The sequence below is a fragment of the Actinopolymorpha sp. B17G11 genome (genome assembly GCF_040196095.1).
In the GTDB taxonomy this organism is placed as follows: Bacteria; Actinomycetota; Actinomycetes; order Propionibacteriales; family Actinopolymorphaceae; genus Thermasporomyces.
In genome coordinates this window covers 1-13,459 of sequence record NZ_JBEFTW010000067.1, presented here as the reverse complement: position 1 = coordinate 13,459, position 13,459 = coordinate 1, and the positions used below count along the sequence as shown (strand labels likewise).

The following is a 13,459-nucleotide window of genomic DNA, read 5'->3' as shown; positions in this document are numbered from 1 at the left end:
ATCACCAAGATCCGCCAATTCATCACCGGCTGGAACGACCGCTGCCACCCCTTCGTCTGGACCAAGACCGCCGACCAGATCCTCACCAAAACGAACCGTCAAAAGATCTCAACCACGGGGTACTAGCAGCCAGCCGAGGATGGTAAAGAAGTCGGCGAGCGGGGCATGGAGCGATACGACAGTGCCTCGGGCAACAGTTAGATCAGCGCGGCGACCTCGCCGGCGCGGTGCCGGGGTCAGACCTGCGAACGGCATCGCGCCCTGGCACGTGCGAACCCTACGCGCGCCGCCGTGCGCTGCTCAGCGACTTGTCCGTCGCGCAGCGCGTAGTAGACCAGCGTGAGCAGCTTGCGCGCGGTCGCGATGGTGGCGATCTTGCGGCCGCGGGTTTGCGCCAGCCGGGACCTGTGGGCGATGAGCCAGCCGGCGTTGGACGGGATCTCTTGGACTGCCTCGATCGCGGCTTGCTGCCCTGCGTGGTGATCGACCCGCGATGCACATGCGTATCGGACTCTCGATGCTTGGCCGTGAGCCCGGCCCACGAGGTCAGATGCCTGGCACTGGGAAATCTGCCTACCGGTCCGACCTCGGCGTAGAGGATCCCAGCGGTGATCAGGCCGATCCCGGGCAGCTCCAGCAGCGGTTGAATCGGGAGGGCCACGAATGCAGCGTCGGGTTGGTCGCGGATCTGATGCGCGAGCTCGGACTCCGGGCCGTCCAGCCGCGGGCGTACAAGGGAACCACTGTGCCCGGCGAACAGCCCGAGCCAGCGCCGGACCTGATCAGCCGGGACTTCACCCTCGCCGCACCCGGGCAGCGGCTTGTCGGCGACAGCACCTACCTCAAGACCGACCAGGGCTGGCTGTACCTGGCGACCGTGATCGACCTGGCCACCCGGATGGTCGTTGGCGGAGCCCGCGCGAACGAGACGGCCTGCGCGATCGTGTCGGCGCGTCGGATGAATAATACCGGAGGTCGGGGAACGTACGCCGCAGCAGCTGTGCGGCATCCAGCCCAGAGCTGGCGGGCAGGGTGGCGAGGTTGGTGAGCAGGTCATCGAGGTATGCCCACATCACCTTCGACCGCGAAGACCCCGTTTGCAGTCGCACCCTCAGAGAACGCGGCGCGCAGGTAGTCGGGCTGACTCGGCCGGGCCGGACCGGACACGTCGGGACGCCAGGCGGCGCGGGTGCGGATGAGCTGCATCCGGGTCAGGTGTCGAACTTGGTCGCGTAGCTCTTCCGGAGCAGACACGATGGTCATGCGCAGCAACTGCAGGGCGTTGCGTCGCTCCCGGACGGCTTGGGCTCGAGCGACACGCAACACCCGCAGGGCCTCCATTTGCGCCGTCCTTGGACTTGGGGATAGTGGCGCGGCGGCCGTGCAACGCGGCTCGGGCTGCGCTGATCGCGTCGAGGTCGTCGTCTCTGCCCTTGCGGCGACGATCTGAGCGATCCGGCCGATCGACCTCCAGGATCGTGACGTCGTTCTTGGCCAGATGCCGCGTGAGCCCGGCGCCGTAGGAACCGGTGCCCTCGATACCGACATGAGCCAGGCCACCGAACTCTGCGATCCAGGCCAGCATCGCCCGGTAGCCAGCGCGTGTGGTGGAGAAGCTGCGGGCGCCCAACACCGGTTCGGCTGTGTCGATCACGGCTGCCACGTGCAGCTCCTTGTGCGTGTCAACGCCGGCGAACACGACACGATCAGGTCGAGTTGGCGCTCGGCGCTGGCGCTGTGGCCGGGTGCTGGGCATGCTCGTCATGTCGTTCTCCGATTCAGCCGATGAGCACAGAACGGCACCGCGCATCGCCGAACCGGCGGACACGGCGACGGCCACTGGGCAGTCATCCGCTCGGCCATGGAGTAGCCGACATCCGGCTGCTGCAGGGCGTCCTTGATCACGCACAGGTAGAGCTTGCCCCCGGCTGTGGGGTGTTCGGTGATGTCGGTCAGCCACAGCTGGTTCGGTCGCTGGCTGCGGAAGGTTCGCATGACCCGGTCGTCGTGCACCGGGTGTCCGGGCTTGCGATTCAGGCCTGGGGCGTGGACCGACCAGATGCGGTGGGCGGTGCTGAGCCGGCTAACCCGGTTGCGGCCGGCGACTATACGCTTGGCCAGTTCGTGCGGTCTCAGATCGATTCGGCTCATGGGCGGGTTACACCGCCAGCGGTTGAGGTGTCGAAGGTTTAGCATGACGGATTGGAGATTGACCCGTCGGGACTATGGACACATCCGTACGGTCGTGGTGAAATTGGAACCCAGTGTCAATTGAGCTTTCTGAGCATGGCTGCGAGAACATGAGGATCGGGGGATCCTGTGGTCAACCTGGTTCCAAGCAACGTGGTGCTTCTGGCTGTAGGGGACACGCAGATCTTCAATCTTGCCGACGGTCGCACCGTCATGGTCGTCGCCATTCCAGCCACGTTGGGAACAGGGGGAGGTGGACCGACTGGCGGTAACCAGGACGGCAATGTCGCGTCCGACACCAAACCGATCGAGCTCCAAACCGTCGAGGATGTTCCCACGCTCGGAGGTGGCCACATTGCAGCGATTCTCGTTGGAGACGCGGGCCAGAGCCGGAACCTCGAAGACGTCGATTTCGACGAACTCCTGACGGCAGACTCGCTTACCTTCAGGTTCCAGCCGTCCGATCCCGCAGAGACGCCCCCGGGTGTCCGCATTGTCAGCGACAACATCGTGGCGGCTGTACTTAGCGAGAACTCTAGTGAGGTAGTCGTCCGCCCAGACACCACCAGCGGGGAGTCGTGAGCCCCGAGTCGACCAGCGACGTTTACGCCAAGGCCACAGAACGCCTTCGTGATACGCTCAAGTGGTTTCTCACGTCGCTGGCGGCTGTAGGTGCACTCCTCATAGCCGGACTCTCGCTAAGCAACATTGGTGAAGCCAGTGGCGGACGCCTTGTCGCAGTCATGGTTGGATTTGGGATCGCGCTCGCCGCCGTAATCGGCGCAGCGATCGCCTGCGCGATCGTGCTCGGGGTGGGTGTGAACCTGTCTATATACAATCTGCCCACGAAGCCAGACGTCACACGCGAAATCTCCAAAGACACAGCCCTGATGAAGGCGGTCGGCGAAGACGGAATCTCTAGCCTTCCTGGTCAGCTGACAGGCGCGGTCGAGAATCAACTACAAGCCTTCAAATCGTATCAGGCTGAGCCCCAGGATGAAGCGAGGAAATCGGCATACCGCGCCAAGAACTTGCAAGTCATCCACCTCAACAATGTCACGAATACGGTCGTTCGCATGGCCACCTACCAGTTGGTGCGTAGGCGCTTCGTTACCGCCAGCATCTTGGTTGCGGGCCTTGCCGTCGTCTCAGGCATTGGCATCTTCATCTTCGCCTGGGGCGCCAACTCACCCGACGATGATGTGGCCAATGTCCCCGTGATCGTTGAAACACCGACCGACGTCGAAGTCCGCCTCAATCAAGGCGGCAGGGGTCGGTTGCAAGGCGAACTCGGGAACGACTGTGTCGCCGACGTCATTCCCGCCGTTGTGCTCGAGGACCCTGGTGCCGGACGGTACCGAATCGCAGTGGCCAGCACCGACGTGTGCAGCGCTGCGCTGGTTGACATCGGACCCGGTGAGGTGCCGTCACACTCCCTGTGAAATGACGGGCCGACGCGGCGGAGGTCTGCTGAGCGATTGTTGAGCTCGTCCGCGGCCGGCCGGGAAAACAGCCCGAGCAGTCCTGAATAGCGACGTCGAACCGCGGATGCCCGCCTCTACGATGTGTGGCGATTTGCAGGTCATGCCCGGAGGTTAGTTAGAACATAGTGGCTATTTTCCTGCTCCTCTTTATCGACGGCCACGATCGGGCTCCAGTCATGGCCGATGGTGAGTCCTTCTGGCTTGTCGATCTGGGCAGGCATTTCCCACGACTTGTCAAGACTGACATGCCTCTCGTCGGGTGCCACGCGTTCCTGGATCTTGCCGATTCGCTGAGATCTGTCGCTCAGCAGGTAGATTCGACCGTTCGGCGCCACAGCAGCGTCGCTCAGATCCTCCATCTCGTGCTTTGCTTCGTGTTCGAACTTCCACTGCTTGAGTAACTCAAACTCGGTCTGGGTCGCGGGAGGCATGGAGAACCGTTCGTGCACATCGAGCACCGTGCTTGGTGAGATGCCTTGGGGCGTGGCTCCTTCGGGCCCAAATTCGAGCAGCCGCTTCGGCTCCCTTTCTTTGACGACGAGCAGATGACCTTGGCCGAGAAGTACGAGCCCTTCGCCGCGTGACTTTGGCGCCGATGTCCATTCGTTGCCGATCACAAGGCCAGGGTCCACCTGGAGGTGCACGGTATGCAGAAGTTCTCCGAGGTCGGCGTCCAGAATAGCAACTGCGCCGGGGTCCTCTTGCAAAATAAAGACCGTTCCGTCGCTATCGGTTGCGAAGGCTTCCCAGTTTCCTATCTGGGTCGTCGATGCGGAAAGCACCGTCGTCAAATCATGGCACAGTGGATGGCCTTCAGTTCCCGGCTCAATATCCACGGTGATCACGATTGGTGAATCATCACCGATGGCCAGGAGTCGCAGTTCTTGCCCCAGTGTGCCATGGGATTGGCAAATGCCAGAGATCTCGCACAACGGCACGCTGAGCGGTCCGGCCTTGATCTCAAGTCGATGTTGTCGCATGACTACCCCATTGCGGCCAGACGGTGTAGCTCTTTCTGCCACTATGCTCAGTCGCCATGATGGCACGATCGGATACATGGGTCTGCCCCCAGTTGGGTTGACTCCGACGGCCAAAGATCGGGTTCGGCTGCGCCGTGTCGGGATCGCGCTGGCGTCGTTGCAGGGTCGGAGCGCTTCTGGGGCGGCTGCGACGTTCGCGGCCTCGCCGCGGCATGCGCGCGAGGTGATCCACGCGTTCAACGCCCTCGGGTTCGCGGCGTTGGACCCAAGATGGAGCGGGGATCGTTCGAGGAGGATCGGCCCCGCGGTTCGCCCGGATCGGCAAGCCCCGGCAGTGCGTTTCTCGCCTTCGTGTCCCCCCGGCGCCCACGTCATATCAGCCGAAGTCTGCTACCAGCCCAGGGACTCCCCGGCACTCCGCGTCATGTACCCAGTTCGGTGAGCAGGTCGTCGAGTGCGTCGGGGCGTACGCCGGGTTTGGTCTCGGGCCAGGTGTAAGTGTGGTGGGTGGATCCGTCGGTTACGGTCACCCGGTAGGTAGGGATGTCGGTACCGATGTGCGGTGGCTTGTTGGCGAGTTCCTTGGCGAGTCTGGCGATGGCGTGCTCGATGGTGCGGGCGCGGTCGGGCGGTAGCAGTTCCGTGTCGATGGGTCCGAATTGCTGCACGATGCCAGCCAGACCGCTGGACCGCTCGATCCGCACCCGCACGGCGCACCTCCTAGGCGAACGCCTTCGCCAGCTTCTCCCGGTCGGCGGCGAGGAGACCGTCGTCCCCGACTGACTCCCCTGTTGCGAGTTTGCCTTCAGACAGCACGCGGTATTCCGGCATCTGCATGGTGCCGCAGCTCGTGGAACGGTCCTGCCGGGCCCGCAGGCTAGGCGTGTGATCGACCCGCTCGACACTAGCCACGTCCTCGGCATCTACGGAGGGCACGTCTGCCGGTGCGAAGCCGGTCGCGATGATGTCGGCCAGTGATGTCGGGGAAACGACAACCTCACGCAGCGCGAACCTGTCACGCAAGTAGCGGCGGTAGACGGCCGGCTCGCGCCGCCTCATGGATGCGGTGAGCATGGCGTTGATGATGTCGGCGTAGGTCGCGCCTGTGGCGGGAGCAGCGATGATCCCCTCGAGCAGCAGCGATGCCAGCCGGTGTGCGACTTCGACGAGGATGAGCGCGGGGTCCTTGCTGATGCGCTGCCGGTCGTACTCGACGGCGAAGATGTCCGCGAGTACGTCGTAGATACCGCCAGTGAAGACCTGCGAGATCGCGTGGACTTCGTTGCCAACCTCACGCAGCGTCAGGTCGTTGTCGGCGTTGCGCAACCCGAAGGGCATGCCGAGTCCGACGCCGAACTGCTCGGCGAGATTCGACAGGAATGTACGTTCGTGCAGGTTGGCCTTGCTGATAGTGATCAGTGCCTCGGCCTGGTCGAGCTGGGACAGGGCAAGGAAGATCGCCGTGAGATCCCCGAACGCCTCGTGCAAACCGCCTGTCTGGGGCGCGGCATCGGCCGACAGCCACCCCGGCTTCAGCCCGTCGAGGACGGCGTGACCCGCCTCGTGGGCGACGATGTCGAACGACCGGCAGGTAAAGATCGGCGAACTCTGCGGGTCGGGAGTGAAGTGGAAGAACTTCAACGCCTTCTCGCTGCGGCTGTAGTAAGCGTTCGGTGTCTCGCCCGCGTGTGGGAAGACCGTGATCTCGGAGGTGTTACAATCCGTGTTCCATGCCCACGGCAGCGGTGCTCCGCGTAGTTGCTCGTACATTGTCAGGGTCTTGCGGACGACCGCCCAGGTGTGGACAGCGTCGAACTGCGGCGTGCCCACCGCGAAGGTGAAGTCCGCATGGGCGTTACGTGCCACGGGCGTGACACCCGCAAGCTCCGCACACATTCGGGTATCGGTTGGACCGTTCAGCACTACGCCCGGCACAAAGACGTCGCGTACGCCGAGCTCACCGACAGTGGGATCCTGCTTGTAAATCGAAAGGCGCGAGCCGTCCTGTGACGGCGCGGTGACCGGAGTGGAAACCGCCCGTGGACGCACGAGCCCAGGAAGTGTGGCAGCCCCCGCGCCCCGGGACGAACTTCGCTGCTGCGGGAACCGCCTATGCGGCACGGTGTCTTGCGCTGCTTGATCTCGCGCGATCTCTTCGTGGCTGCTCCCCATGATGGCTCCCCTTCCATCGTTGACAGCGGGCGATTCAGCAGGCCAGACACCCGACGGACTCAGCGCTTCCTCGTGCCCGGACACGTTGCTTGGCGCCTGCCCCACCCTCCCGCTATCCACAGTGTCTCCCAAACAACCGGGCATCGGTAACCGTGCGTTACGGCCCGCTCTACTTGGTCTTGTCGGAGGTAGGTGGGATGCCACAAATCGTCCGGTGCGGTTGAGTGAGCACGAGGTCGGTGGGGGCCAAGTGCCTGATGAAGGCCTGCCGTGCCGTCGTCGCCGTTGGTCAAGTCCTAGATCGTGGAGGACCTTGCTGCCCTTACATTGCAAGGTTGGTCGGGACGGTGTCGATGATTGTGTCGGGAACGTCGTTGGCGCCCAACTCTCGATCGAAGATCACACCGGTGTTGATCTGCACGAGCATCAGTTGCTGAACGTTGTTGGTGGCCGGCTGGACAGCTGTGACAGTGGACGGCGAGAAGGCTGGCCCGGGGCTGCCGACGAACGTGGCTTGAGCAACCTTGGATTGGAGGATCACCTTTGCCGGGTTGCCGCAGTTGCACTTCACGACGATGGTGCCTTGCTTGTCGATGAAGACTGCGGTGCCAGCGTGAAGCAGCGACGAACTCGACGTCACGTTACCGCGATAGCCGTAGGTCGTCGCATAAGTGTACGAGCGAAGGAGGAAGTTGGACGGGCCACCGACGTACCCTGGGACGTCGGGTGCTCCGACGCCAATGATGCCGGCCGGGTGTCGGGCGTTGTCGGGTCGGCCCGCAGGTGCGCGATCAATGCTGTCGGTCGCATGGCTCTTGGTTGGTTGGGGGTTCCCGGCGTAGAGCCCAGGCGTACTTCCCTGGTACGTCTGGCCGGCGTTGCTTGGCGTGGACACATCGGGTTCGGTCCGTTGCGACCGGCGGTGTGAAGGGCGAAACGGTCGTCATGCCGACAAGGCTCGAGGTTGTATTCAGCCGACGCCGGCTTCGCCGTTTGGATCAGGTGAACGTGATCACAGGCACCACGACGACGATCGCACCCAGGGCTGGCAGCGAAGGACGCCGTCGTTTCGGTTCTGCGTTCGAGGTCACGCCGGCTCCTCAGCCGGTCACGTGTCTGACAGTCCTGGTGCTGGGGTGGGGTGTTGCGGACCAGGAATGACCGCGTGGAGGGCGTGGATCTGTTGCGGGACAAGCGATTGGCGCGCCGGCACCCGTGGTTTCTCGCCGGTCTGACCGCGCTCACCGCTGTCATCATGACGGGCTACTCCGTCACCAGTGTCGTGTTGCCGGTGATCAGCCGGGACCGGTACGGCAGCACGTACGGTGGTGAGGTCGTTCTCGCGTCGGCCATGACCGCCCACACCCTCGGCGCCCTGGCCGGAGCCATGCTGATCGCCCGCTGGCGCCCTCGCGCACAGGGCTGGGCAGCGCTGGCGGCGTTGGCCTGCTACGGATTCGCGCTGCTCAGTTTGCTGCTGTCGGTTCCCGTCGTGGCCGTGGTGGCGGCCTACGCCGTCGCGGGGGTGGCGATCGAGCTCTTCAACGTTCCGTGGTTCACCGCTACCCAGCGCGAGGTCGAGCCGAGCAAGCTGGCCCGGGTCTCGTCGCTCGACTTCCTGCTGTCGTACGGTCTGGCACCTGTCGGGGTAGCCCTCATCGCACCGGCGATCGACGCATTCGGTAGCTCCGCCGTAGTCGGCTGCTGCGCGCTGGTCTGCTTCCTCGCCCCAGCCGCCGCCGCGCTGGTGCCCAGCACCAGAGGCTTCTCCTGCCAGGGCCCTGGCAGGGACTGGCGCGACGACGCTCGTGGGAGGAAGGGCAGGTCATGACCGGCGTCGTCCCTGCTCGCGTCGAGGCGAGGCATTGTCACGTGCCGCGAGCCGGGACTTGCAGGCGGTCGCTCGCCAGCGCCTTGCGCTAGACCGCCTGATCGATAGAAGCCGCCCGGTCGCCTTGAAGACTGCACTGCGGATGCGTGCCTTACCAGGTCAGCGCCTGAGGGCGATGGCGCCACGTGGCATGGTTCGTGGCATGAACTGCGGGCGATCGTCGTCGTCTGGTGGGGGTAATGGGGGAGCGGGTGGGGGCAGAGTCGCGGGTAGATGGTGTGGTGGACGTTGGCGGCGGTTCTCGTAATGCGTAGGTCGTGGGTTCGATTCCCACAGGCGGCTCCTGTGTGATGTCTCAGGACATCGGCATAGCCCGGACCTACGATTTGTGGGTTCGGGCTGATGTCATTTGGGGGTGGGTCCGGGCGGTCGTCCGGTGGGTTGGTAGCGCTTGGATGTGTCGAGGACGAGTTCGCGGAGGAGTTCGCCGGTGGCGGCGTCGATGATGCGGATGTCGAGGTCTTGGGCGAGTACGAGGACGCGGGTTCGGGTGTGGGTTCGGCCGATGCCGATGGAGTAGAGCGTTCCTTGGTGGCGCAGGGTGATCTTGCCGGCTTTGTCGATGCGGTCGTGGCGGAGGCGGTGGTGGGTGTCGGTGTGGCGGCTGCCGGGGGTGGCTTTGGGGCGGGCGGTGTAGGCGGTGGCCGGGGTTGCCCGGTTCGGTAGGGACCGGTGTGGCCGGTTGTTGTTGTAGGCGGTGACGAACGCGTCCAGGAGTGTCTGGAGGTCGGCGATGGTGGACGGTTGGGGGTCTTGGGCGCGCAGTCATTTCTTCATTGTTTGCTGGAATCGCTCGACCTTCCCACACGTGGTGGGGTGGTTGGGGCGGGAGTTCTTCTGCATCACGCCCAGGGCGCGGAGTTCGGTCTCGAAGGCGTTGCGGCCGCCTTTGCCACCGGGTAGCCGGGTGGTGAAGACCATGCCGTTGTCCCTCAGCGTGGACGCCGGAATCCCATACTGGGTAACGGTTTGACCGAAGGTAGCCACAACGATCTGGCCGGTGATGCGGGGGTGGACGGTCACACTGAGGGCATAGCGGGCGTGGTCGTCGAGCCAGGACAAGATCTCCACATCCGTGCTGGGTGTGCCGTCGGGGTTGGTGAGCCGGTAGTGCGTGACGTCGGACTGCCAGCACTGGTTGGGCTGCTCCGCGGCGAAGCGGATGTATGACGACTTCGGCCGTTTGGACGGGTCGGGGGTGAGGGTGCCGTGGCGGACCAGGATTCGGTTGATCGTGGCCGGCGACACGGTGATCTGGTGGTGGTGGGTCAGGCGCGCCAGCCGATGGTGTCTGCGCCGGCGTCCAGACCCTGCTCGGCGAGCTTCTTGCGTAGTTCGAGGACGAGTTGGACGGTCTCCTCGGCGGCCGAGGCGGGGCTGGTCCTTGGTGCCCGCGAGTCCGGCTCGAACGCGGCCTCGCCCGCCGCGCGGTAGCGGGCCATGAGACGACTGATCCAGCTCTGGGAGACACCGTAGGTGCGGGCGGTCTCGGACTGTGATGCGCCGGCGAGGACGGCGGTGATGACAAGACGACGTTTCGACACCGGGCAGCCTCTGCCAACCGGCCAGCGGCACCGGACCCGCCATGCCGATGACCCGAGACATTCCTATTCCGATGTCGTGAGACACCCCATTCCGATGTCCTGAGCCAGCACACCACAGGCGGCTCCCATGTTTCCCCAGGTCAGACGGCATGAACCCGCTCGGGTAACATGCGAGTTGCTGGACGCGTGGCATGAGTTCGTGCGTGGGTCACGTACGACTAAAACCTCGGTGGTTGACGCGGTTTCTGGTGCCAAACTGTTTGCGCTGGCTGGGCCGGAGACGAAGGACCGGTGTCGAAAACGCGCCGGACGATCAGATCGCTGAAGCGGCTGGAGGCGAACAGCAGGAAGCGCTCGTTGCGTTCGTAGGAGAGTCACCCGAGTCTGCTATTGCCATCCATGCGCTGCGATCCGGATTCGGACGGGCTTGGGTCACGCGTAGGTTCCGTGAGCCGCAGGCGGTGGTTGTCGAGTCGGCCCTCCTGGCCGACGAACCGCTGGGCTTCGGCGACCCGGCGGCCTTGCTTTACCTGTTGCCTCGCGTCGAGGGCTGGGGCTGCGTCGAGCTGACCTGGGAGACCGCTGAGCGAGTGGCGGACGGGTTCAGCCGCCGACGGGGCATCGCGCGACGTGTCATCGACGGTCGTTCACGTCTTGGAAGGTCTCGCATCTGTCGAGCCACACCCGCTCGTGCGGTCGCTCCATAGCTCGGATCTTCCACGCTCTACGCGGCCTCCGATGACCTTCTCCCCAGTCAAGAAGTCCTGCAACCTGCGGTGGAGCTGGGGCGGCGCGCGTCCTCGTCGCCACCGACTGTGGGGCGATTGTCCGCCAGGCGAGCTCCTGCGCCGCCGGTGATACATACGCCGACGTCGGCGTGCACGTCGCGAGCAGTCATCGCGGCCTACGGATCGCCACAGCTATGCGGCGATGGCATGCGAAGCCGTCCGCGCTGACGGTCTCAAGCCGGTCTGGGGCGCGGCCGCGGACAATCAGGCATCTATACGTTTAGCTGCCAAGCTTGGCTTTGTCGAGGTGAGCCGACTCGTGTATCTAGTTCCTTGTCGGGGCGGCATGGCCGCTTGACGAACACAGAGGCACCGACTTGTCTTACGATCGCCTATTTCTCCCGTTGCCGGGCGGTCCAGGCGGCGATTTGCGCCCGTGAGGTGAAACCTAGTTTTGTGAGGATGTTCTCGACATGGGTTTCGGCTGTTCGTTTCGAGATCACCAATGCGGACGCGATCTCTCTGTTTCCCATGCCTCGAGCGACCAGCAGGGCGACCTCTCGCTCCCGCTTGGTCAACGCCGACGCGGAAACCCGCGGCGCGGTAGAGGTATCCGGGGCCGCTTTCGGTTGCTCACCAAGCGCGTAGGCGACGGCGGCGTCGAAGGTGAATCCGCTGCCTCGTTGGAATGCGGCCTCGAAAGCGTCCGCTCCGAGGACCTCGGCGGACCGCACTCTACATCCCACGCTCCAGTCACGCAGGGCCGCGGACCCGAACAGCGGCACGCCGATCGGCTCCCACATCTTGTTGCCCATTCCTAGCAAGAGGGCGGCACGCTCGGCATCACCGCCCAGCCCGGCAAGCCAGGCCAACAGCTCGACGCAGAACGGGATGCCGAACCGGTCGTTGAGCACTCGCTTCAGTCGCAGCGATTCCCTGGCACGCATACTCGCCTGCTGGAGGTTCCCCTGTCCCAAGCAGGTGAAGGCAAGGCCCCACAGTGCTCAGGAACGGCTCCAGCGTTCGCCGTGGGCCTCGCACACCGCCGCGCACTCCTCGAAGTAGCCGACGGCGCGCGCCACGTCGCCCAGCAGCGAAGGGGCCATGCCACATTGGTACAACCCCAGGGTCGTGACGGAGTTGAGTTCACCCGACGCTCGATGCCGTGCTCGTGCGTGCTCCAACAGCGCCAGCGCGTCCGGTAGCTGGTTGCGCAACGTTCTGGCCCGCCCCATGAACTGTGTTCCATACGCCAGGTCTGTCAGGTCGCCTAGTCGCCGCGCAAGCTGACAGCACTCCTCGAGCACGGATAAGGCGTACGGAATATCGCCCTGATTGAGCGCGAGCCAGCCGACAAGCCAGAGGGCCTTGGCTCGCTCACGACTCGGCTCCGTATCGAGGGCGAGCGCCCGATCCAGCCAGTTCCGGCCGAGCCGGACGACACCGGATCCGGTCCAACACCACCCCATCGCTCCGACCATGCGCAGCCCGGTGCGGACCTCGCCCGGTTCGGTGAAGCTAAAGTCCAACGCCGCCCACAGATTGCGTCGTTCGGCCCGGAAACGGTCCAGCCACTCGGGTTGGTGAGGGCCGAACCATTCGGCCTCACCCTGCTCCATCAGCCGCAGGTAGTGATCACGGTGCCGGCGTTGCACTGCGGTCAGGTCGTCCCGCTCGACTAGCCGGTCATGGCCGTACTGGCGGATCATCTCCAACATGTAGTAGCGGGTACGAGGGCCCCCGGTCCCGCGGGTCAGAATCGACTTGTCGACCAGACTGGCCACCCCCGCGAACACATCATCCGCGGTCAACCCGTCACCGGCGCCTACCATTTCGCCGGCCTCCAGGTCGAATTCGCCAGCGAAGACCGAACACCTCGCCCACAGCGTCCGCTCCAATTTCGAACACAGCTCGTAGCTCCACTCCACTGTCGCCCGCAGCGTCTGATGTCGCGGCTGGGCAGCACGGCTTCCCCTCGTCAGCAACTGGTAACGGTCCTCCAGGCGATCTAGGATCTGTTCCACCGACAAGGACCGGACCCGTGCCGCCGCGAGCTCAATCGCCAGTGGCAGGCCGTCCAACCGCTGGCACAACCGGGCCACCACAATCTCATTGTCCGCACTGAGAGCGAATCCTGGCAGCACCGCGGCGGCCCGATCCTCGAACAACACCAACGACTCGTACTGGGAGGCACTCCCAGATTCTGATCTGTCCAGGGTCAACTCGCCCAGATCCGACTCCTCCATGGAAGGCACTGACAGGGGAGGAACGTGCCAGAGGTGCTCCTCGCTGACTCCCAACGGCTCCCGGCTCGTCGCCAACACACGCAACCCCGGCGAGGCAGCTAGTACGGCGTGGCGTTAATGATTGGACGGTTGTTCCTGGGAGGATGCTGGTATGGCTCATCCTCCTGCTGCGGCGTTGGTGTTGCATGACGGTGATCGGGACGTTCTTGGTTCGTGGGTGCGAT

Annotated in this window: 16 protein-coding genes and 3 pseudogenes; 8 read left to right on the top strand and 11 right to left on the bottom strand. The window is 64.4% G+C overall.

Going from position 1 to position 13,459, the window contains the following annotated elements; translation table 11 throughout:
- Positions 1-126 (top strand): annotated as a pseudogene (locus ABN028_RS35690) (IS630 family transposase); the annotation flags it as partial.
- 151 nt (positions 127-277) lie between these two features.
- On the opposite strand, the gene ABN028_RS35685 reads toward ABN028_RS35690, so the two are convergent.
- Positions 278-661: a transposase gene (locus ABN028_RS35685; RefSeq protein WP_502879254.1), complete on the bottom strand. Its 384-nt coding sequence runs from the start codon at positions 659-661 to the stop codon at positions 278-280.
- Between ABN028_RS35685 and ABN028_RS34150 the strand changes: the two genes are divergently transcribed.
- Positions 551-1,048 carry a hypothetical protein gene (locus tag ABN028_RS34150; protein WP_349699497.1) on the top strand — a complete coding sequence of 166 codons (498 nt, stop codon included), beginning with the start codon at positions 551-553 and terminating at the stop codon, positions 1,046-1,048. The two genes, ABN028_RS35685 and ABN028_RS34150, sit on opposite strands and share 111 nt — an antisense overlap.
- Before the next feature lie 98 nt (positions 1,049-1,146).
- Here the strand turns inward: ABN028_RS34150 and ABN028_RS34145 are convergent.
- Together ABN028_RS34145 and ABN028_RS34140 are read right to left on the bottom strand one after the other, a co-directional pair.
- Positions 1,147-1,765: pseudogene (locus ABN028_RS34145) on the bottom strand (IS110 family transposase); the annotation flags it as partial.
- Positions 1,766-1,848: 83 nt separating this feature from the next.
- A pseudogene (locus tag ABN028_RS34140) lies at positions 1,849-2,115 on the bottom strand (IS3 family transposase); the annotation flags it as partial.
- Positions 2,116-2,319: 204 nt separating this feature from the next.
- Here ABN028_RS34140 and ABN028_RS34135 point away from each other — a divergent pair.
- Both ABN028_RS34135 and ABN028_RS34130 read left to right on the top strand, forming a co-directional pair.
- A complete protein-coding gene (locus ABN028_RS34135; RefSeq protein WP_349699496.1) occupies positions 2,320-2,772 on the top strand; it encodes a hypothetical protein in 453 nt (150 codons plus the stop codon).
- Positions 2,769-3,632, top strand: a complete 864-nt coding sequence (locus ABN028_RS34130) for a hypothetical protein (RefSeq protein ID WP_349699495.1) — start codon at positions 2,769-2,771, stop codon at positions 3,630-3,632. The genes ABN028_RS34135 and ABN028_RS34130 overlap by 4 nt, the downstream gene beginning before the upstream one ends.
- A 140-nt stretch (positions 3,633-3,772) precedes the next feature.
- Here ABN028_RS34130 and ABN028_RS34125 read toward each other — a convergent pair whose 3' ends face one another.
- Complete coding sequence (locus tag ABN028_RS34125) at positions 3,773-4,654, bottom strand: SdiA-regulated domain-containing protein (protein ID WP_349699494.1); 882 nt, start codon at positions 4,652-4,654, stop codon at positions 3,773-3,775.
- On the opposite strand from ABN028_RS34125, the gene ABN028_RS35680 reads away from it, so the two are divergent.
- Positions 4,539-5,096: a helix-turn-helix domain-containing protein gene (locus tag ABN028_RS35680; RefSeq protein WP_502879253.1), complete on the top strand. Its 558-nt coding sequence runs from the start codon at positions 4,539-4,541 to the stop codon at positions 5,094-5,096. The genes ABN028_RS34125 and ABN028_RS35680 overlap by 116 nt on opposite strands.
- Here the strand turns inward: ABN028_RS35680 and ABN028_RS34120 are convergent.
- Positions 5,077-5,364 carry a protealysin inhibitor emfourin gene (locus ABN028_RS34120; RefSeq protein ID WP_349699493.1) on the bottom strand — a complete coding sequence of 96 codons (288 nt, stop codon included), beginning with the start codon at positions 5,362-5,364 and terminating at the stop codon, positions 5,077-5,079. The two genes, ABN028_RS35680 and ABN028_RS34120, sit on opposite strands and share 20 nt — an antisense overlap.
- Before the next feature lie 10 nt (positions 5,365-5,374).
- Positions 5,375-6,520, bottom strand: a complete 1,146-nt coding sequence (locus ABN028_RS34115; protein WP_349699492.1) for a gluzincin family metallopeptidase — start codon at positions 6,518-6,520, stop codon at positions 5,375-5,377.
- On the opposite strand from ABN028_RS34115, the gene ABN028_RS34110 reads away from it, so the two are divergent.
- Positions 6,503-6,664: a hypothetical protein gene (locus tag ABN028_RS34110; RefSeq protein WP_349699491.1), complete on the top strand. Its 162-nt coding sequence runs from the start codon at positions 6,503-6,505 to the stop codon at positions 6,662-6,664. The genes ABN028_RS34115 and ABN028_RS34110 overlap by 18 nt on opposite strands.
- Before the next feature lie 484 nt (positions 6,665-7,148).
- Here ABN028_RS34110 and ABN028_RS34105 read toward each other — a convergent pair whose 3' ends face one another.
- Positions 7,149-7,721 (bottom strand): DUF6777 domain-containing protein, encoded by a 573-nt coding sequence (locus tag ABN028_RS34105; protein ID WP_349699490.1) that lies wholly within the window; start codon positions 7,719-7,721, stop codon positions 7,149-7,151.
- Positions 7,722-7,991: 270 nt separating this feature from the next.
- Here ABN028_RS34105 and ABN028_RS34100 point away from each other — a divergent pair, with 270 nt between their 5' ends.
- Together ABN028_RS34100 and ABN028_RS34095 are read left to right on the top strand one after the other, a co-directional pair.
- Positions 7,992-8,657: an MFS transporter gene (locus tag ABN028_RS34100; protein ID WP_349699489.1), complete on the top strand. Its 666-nt coding sequence runs from the start codon at positions 7,992-7,994 to the stop codon at positions 8,655-8,657.
- Between the two features lie 402 nt (positions 8,658-9,059).
- Positions 9,060-9,383: a hypothetical protein gene (locus tag ABN028_RS34095; RefSeq protein WP_349699488.1), complete on the top strand. Its 324-nt coding sequence runs from the start codon at positions 9,060-9,062 to the stop codon at positions 9,381-9,383.
- A gap of 99 nt (positions 9,384-9,482) precedes the next feature.
- On the opposite strand, the gene ABN028_RS34090 is transcribed toward ABN028_RS34095, so the two are convergent.
- The 4 genes from ABN028_RS34090 to ABN028_RS34075 form a co-directional block, all read right to left on the bottom strand.
- The gene (locus ABN028_RS34090; RefSeq protein WP_349699487.1) at positions 9,483-9,965 is read right to left on the bottom strand and encodes a DDE-type integrase/transposase/recombinase; all 483 of its coding nucleotides are present in this window, start codon (positions 9,963-9,965) and stop codon (positions 9,483-9,485) included.
- 20 nt (positions 9,966-9,985) lie between these two features.
- Positions 9,986-10,261, bottom strand: coding sequence for a helix-turn-helix domain-containing protein (locus ABN028_RS34085; RefSeq protein WP_349331671.1), 276 nt, complete (start codon positions 10,259-10,261; stop codon positions 9,986-9,988).
- Positions 10,262-11,381: 1,120 nt separating this feature from the next.
- Positions 11,382-11,903, bottom strand: coding sequence for a helix-turn-helix transcriptional regulator (locus ABN028_RS34080; protein ID WP_349699486.1), 522 nt, complete (start codon positions 11,901-11,903; stop codon positions 11,382-11,384).
- Positions 11,904-11,993: 90 nt separating this feature from the next.
- Positions 11,994-13,235, bottom strand: coding sequence for an ATP-binding protein (locus tag ABN028_RS34075; RefSeq protein ID WP_349699485.1), 1,242 nt, complete (start codon positions 13,233-13,235; stop codon positions 11,994-11,996).
- Between the last annotated feature and the right edge of the window lie 224 nt (positions 13,236-13,459).

Bases quoted from the DNA above. Each gene is read 5' to 3' on its own strand.
- ABN028_RS34150 (WP_349699497.1), top strand. From the start codon at position 551: ATGCCTGGCACTGGGAAATCTGCCTACCGGTCCGACCTCGGCGTAGAG.
- ABN028_RS34075 (WP_349699485.1), bottom strand. From the start codon at position 13,235: ATGGAGGAGTCGGATCTGGGCGAGTTGACCCTGGACAGATCAGAATCT.
- ABN028_RS35680 (WP_502879253.1), top strand. From the start codon at position 4,539: ATGGCCAGGAGTCGCAGTTCTTGCCCCAGTGTGCCATGGGATTGGCAA.
- ABN028_RS34125 (WP_349699494.1), bottom strand. From the start codon at position 4,654: ATGCGACAACATCGACTTGAGATCAAGGCCGGACCGCTCAGCGTGCCG.
- ABN028_RS34095 (WP_349699488.1), top strand. From the start codon at position 9,060: ATGTCATTTGGGGGTGGGTCCGGGCGGTCGTCCGGTGGGTTGGTAGCG.
- ABN028_RS34110 (WP_349699491.1), top strand. From the start codon at position 6,503: ATGGGCGTTACGTGCCACGGGCGTGACACCCGCAAGCTCCGCACACAT.